Annotated in this window: 4 protein-coding genes; 2 read left to right on the forward strand and 2 right to left on the reverse strand. The window is 32.6% G+C overall.

Translation table 11 applies throughout. The features are described 5' to 3' along the window. Positions 1 to 273: 273 nt before the first annotated feature. Both ACKI67_RS06375 and ACKI67_RS06380 read left to right on the forward strand, forming a co-directional pair. The gene (locus tag ACKI67_RS06375; RefSeq protein ID WP_407462608.1) at positions 274 to 1,371 is read left to right on the forward strand and encodes a DegT/DnrJ/EryC1/StrS family aminotransferase; all 1,098 of its coding nucleotides are present in this window, start codon (positions 274 to 276) and stop codon (positions 1,369 to 1,371) included. A gap of 101 nt (positions 1,372 to 1,472) precedes the next feature. Next, positions 1,473 to 2,339 (forward strand): TIGR00269 family protein, encoded by an 867-nt coding sequence (locus ACKI67_RS06380; protein WP_407462610.1) that lies wholly within the window; start codon positions 1,473 to 1,475, stop codon positions 2,337 to 2,339. 68 nt (positions 2,340 to 2,407) lie between these two features. Here ACKI67_RS06380 and ACKI67_RS06385 read toward each other — a convergent pair whose 3' ends face one another. Both ACKI67_RS06385 and ACKI67_RS06390 read right to left on the reverse strand, forming a co-directional pair. Then, positions 2,408 to 3,355, reverse strand: a complete 948-nt coding sequence (locus tag ACKI67_RS06385; RefSeq protein ID WP_407462611.1) for a calcium/sodium antiporter — start codon at positions 3,353 to 3,355, stop codon at positions 2,408 to 2,410. Between the two features lie 30 nt (positions 3,356 to 3,385). Beyond that, positions 3,386 to 4,732, reverse strand: coding sequence for a hemolysin family protein (locus tag ACKI67_RS06390; RefSeq protein WP_407462612.1), 1,347 nt, complete (start codon positions 4,730 to 4,732; stop codon positions 3,386 to 3,388). Positions 4,733 to 4,740: the final 8 nt, after the last annotated feature.

Below are 4,740 nucleotides of genomic sequence, written 5' to 3' on the forward strand. Positions count from 1 at the left end.
AATTATGATTATTTTCCATATTATTGTTCCTTATCATTTGTTGATATTCTTATTAATATTTATTTTTTATTTTATTTATATAATTTAAGAATTTATAATTTAAGAATTTATAATTTAAGAATTTAAAGTAAAACTAATATAACATTAAAAATAAATAATTATTATAAACAATTTAACTACAAATTATTTAAAATACAAATAATTTAAAAACTAATATTTTTGAGAAATAATTATGGAGAATTAATTATAATTTTATTCATTATAGGTGAAAATATGGCAGATATTAAAGTTTCAATAGCTAGTCCTATTATTGAAGAAGAAGAGATAAATGCAGTAATTGAAGTAATGAAATCTGGTATGATTGCACAAGGGCCTAAAGTAATCGAATTTGAAGAGGAATTTGCAAAATACGTTGGTGCAAAGTATGGTATTGCTACCAATTCTGGAACTTCCGCATTGCACGTTGCTCTTTTAGTAGCTGGAATCGGCGAAGGGGATGAAGTGATTACAACTCCATTCACATTTGCAGCTACCGGTAACTCTATTTTATACACTGGAGCTCGCCCTGTTTTTGTCGATATAGATCCTGAAACCTTTACCATTGACCCTTCAAAAATTGAAGAAGCAATTACTGACAAGACCAAAGCTATTATGCCTGTTCAATTATATGGACAATCTGCAGATATGGATGCCATAATGAATATTGCTAAAGCTCATGACTTGATTGTTATTGAAGACGCTGCACAAGCTCATGGTGCTGAATACCATGGAAGAAAAGTAGGTAATATCGGAGATATGGCTTGTTTCAGTTTTTATCCTACTAAAAACATGACCACCAGTGAAGGTGGTATGATCACCACAAATAATGAGAAATTTGCAGAAAATGCAAAAATCTATAGGGCTCATGGTTCTGCAACAAAATATCATCATGATGTATTGGGATACAACTTCAGAATGACTGATATTGCAGCAGCTATTGGTTTGGAACAGCTTAAGAAAATAGATTCCTTCAATGACAACAGAATTGAAAATGCCAAATACCTTGATGAAGGTTTAGCTGATGTTGATTTGATTGAAACTCCTATTGTAAAGGATGGTTATAAGCATGTATACCACCAATACACCATTAAGATTAAAGACGGTAAAAGAGATGAATTGTCTGATTATTTAATTGAAAACGGTATTGGTAATGGAATTTATTATCCAATTCCTCTTTATGACCAAGTTCTCTATAAGGAAATGGGTTACGATCAAAGTCTTCCAGTAACTGAAGAGATAGTTGAAGAGGTTCTTTCACTTCCTGTCCATGCTAAACTAACTGAGGAAGATTTAGATTTAATCATTAAAGCAATTAAGGAATTCGCAGAATAATTTCTTTAATTTCTTTTATCTTTTATTTTTTACTTATTTTTTTATTTAATCAATAATTTCTTTTTTTAATAGATTTTCAATATTTTTAATTTTTAAGTGGTATCATGAGTTTAAATAAAGATGAATTCAACGATAAGATATTCTCAAGAATCAATAATCTGATAGATGATTATGAATTGATCAAGGAGAATGAAAAAATAGCTATTGCCTTATCTGGTGGTAAGGACAGTGTTTTAACTCTGCATGCACTTAAGAATTATCAGGAAAATGCTGATTTTGATTTTGAACTTGTAGCCATTTCAGTCGATGAGGGAATTGAAGGTTACCGTCAACATGGAATAGATGCTGCAGTAAACAATGCAAAAGCTTTGGATATTCATCTCATTCAAAAATCCTTTAAGGATGAAGAAGGATTCGCATTAGATGACATTCATTCCTATTTTAAAAGCGCTTGCATTCCATGTGGTGTCTTTAGAAGAAATATCTTAAATAAGACTGCTTATGAAATAGGTGCAGATAAGATAGCGACAGGTCATAATCTTGATGATGAGATACAATCCTTTTTAATGAGCTTTTCAAGAGGGGATACTGTAAAGTTCTCTAAATTCGGACCAGAGCTTGATCAGATTCATGAAAAGTTGGTTCCAAGAATCAAGCCCTTATGGAACACACCTGAAAAAGAAGTGGGAATGTGGGCGATTCTTAATGGTATTGAAATTCATTTGGATGAATGCCCTTATTCCAATCTTTCATTAAGGGCTAAGATAAAAGAGTTTTTAAACAATACAGAATCAAAGCATCCTGGAACTAAAGAAAATGTTTTGGAATCATTTAAGCAAATCTTGGATGTGGATAATATTAGAACAGTTCTCAATGAATGTGAAAGATGTGGTGAGCCAACATCTGCTAAGATTTGTAAAGCTTGTGAGATTAAGGATATTGTTAAAGAAAATATCAAGGAAAAATGAGTTATTTTATTCTATCATAAACGAACAAATTAAATTTTGTCAAAAAAAAGAAAAAAAGAAATTAAAAATTAATTTCTTATAATTACAAACGCCATATAAAGTATGAATAGAGCTACTAAGACAGCTCCTTCTTTTTTATCCACTTCATTTTTACTGTATGCAAATAGTGCACCTATGATTGTAATAACTGTCATTAAACCTATATCAGATACCATTTCAGGTGCGATTGGTAAAGGCATAATTGCACTGCTTATACCTAAAATGAATAGGATATTGAAGATACTTGATCCAAGTACATTACCTATTACAATACCATTATCCCCTTTTTTAAGTGCTGTGATGGATGTAACAAGTTCAGGCAATGATGTTCCTATAGCAACAATGGTAAGACCGATGAGCACATCACTTAATCCAAATGCACTTGCAATATAGCTTGCACCGTCTACAACCAAATCAGAACCGATTATGATGCCGACAATTCCAATAATTATGTAAACAAATGCTTTTGGTATTGATAACTTTACTTCAATCTCTTGAGACATTGCTTCTTTGTCTTGTCTTGCTTCTTGAACAAGACGGTAAACATATGCGATAATGACAATCAAGAAGATTATTCCACATAATCTGCTTATCTCTCCAAATATGATGGCTATTATAAGCAAACCGATTGTGGAGATGACTAAAAATGGGAAATCCCTTTTAATCAATATTTTATCAACTGTTAATGTACCAAGCAATGCTGAAACACCAATAACCGCTAAAATATTGAAGATGTTACTACCTACAACGTTACCTAAGGATATTGCATTGGTTCCAGCAAATGCTGAAGTAATGGATACCGCTGCTTCAGGTGCACTTGTACCGAATGCAACAATGGTTAAACCTACAATTATGGTAGGTATCTTTAAATTGTATGCCACATTACTTGCACCATCTACAAATACGTCTGCACCCTTTATTAAAAGTACAAATCCGATAATAAGTAAAATAACTTGTAATATTAATCCTATCGTTATTCCTCCTTATTTTAAATGAATATATAAAAATTATTCTTCCTTGCTTTCAAGGTCTAATTTATTTGCATCCTCTTCGTTAACGGTTACCAAAATCTTATCGATGTGGTTTCCATCCATATCTACAATTTCAAAGGTGAATTTGCCTTCATGGAATATTTCTCCTGCTTCAGGTATTTTTCCTGCATGTGAAAGGATGAATCCTGCAATGGTTGTATAACCGTCTTCAACTTCATTAGGCATATCCTCTTCAATTTCAAACAAGTCTTTAAAGTCTTCAATAGAGAATCTGCCGTCAATTAACCAAGAATGATCTTTTCTTTCAATTGCTTTAGGATCATCTTCCTCATCGATACCAGGAATATCTCCTACAATTCCTTCAAGAAGGTCGTTTAAGGTAATCAATCCGACTACGCTTCCGAATTCATCTACAACAAGCACCATATGGACATATTCTCTATTTTCTTTGAATTCTTGAAGCAAGTCCATTGAAAGCATATTTTCAGGAACGACCAATGGGGATTTAACAGTTGATTTGATGTCCACATCCTTGCCTAAGAATATTTCGCTTAATAGGTCTTTCGCTTGAACAACACCTATGAAATCATCTAATTCCCCTTCAGCAACAGGGAAAATGGATCTTTTACTGTTAATGATTCTTTCTTTGTTTTCTTCCAAGTCATCTTCCAAGTCTATCCAGATGATTTCACTTCTTGGAGTCATTATCATATCAACTTTCTGGTCATCTAAACGGAACACCCTTTTAATGATGTCCTCTTCCTCTTCAGCAATGGTACCGTCTTCAATACCTTCTTCAATAAGAAGCTTGACTTCCTCTTCTGTAACAAGCTCTTCTTTTGGTGAGGAACCAACTATTCTGAGAGCAAGATTTGTAGAACTATCGAGTAATCTAACAACTGGCTTACAGATCCATGAACTTATCTGCATGAATTTTGCGGTTTTCAATGAATATCCTTCAGGGTCATTCAATGCCATTCTTTTTGGTACGATTTCACCAACTAATATTGTAAAGTATGTAGTGACAAGAATAACAAATATGAAACTTAATTGGTAACTGTAAGGTATATATGGGCTTAAAAAGTTACCTAAAGGTTCAGAAAAAGTAGTTCCACCCATTGCCCCTGTGATAATTGCTGTAAATGTTATACCAATTTGTACAGTGGATAAAAAGTCACTAACATTATCCATTGAGTCTAAAACAAGTGATGCTCTTTTATCGCCATCATCAGCAATCTTTTGCATTCTAATTCTTCTAGTGGATACCACAGCAATTTCTGCAAGGGAGAAAAGTCCATTAAGCAATATTAAAATTATTATTATTAATATTTCAATTCCTATAATTATCGAGTCCATTTCCATTAAGTCCT

Origin of the sequence: Methanobrevibacter sp. (genome assembly GCF_045577275.1) — an archaeon.
Classification (GTDB): Archaea; Methanobacteriota; Methanobacteria; order Methanobacteriales; family Methanobacteriaceae; genus Methanobrevibacter.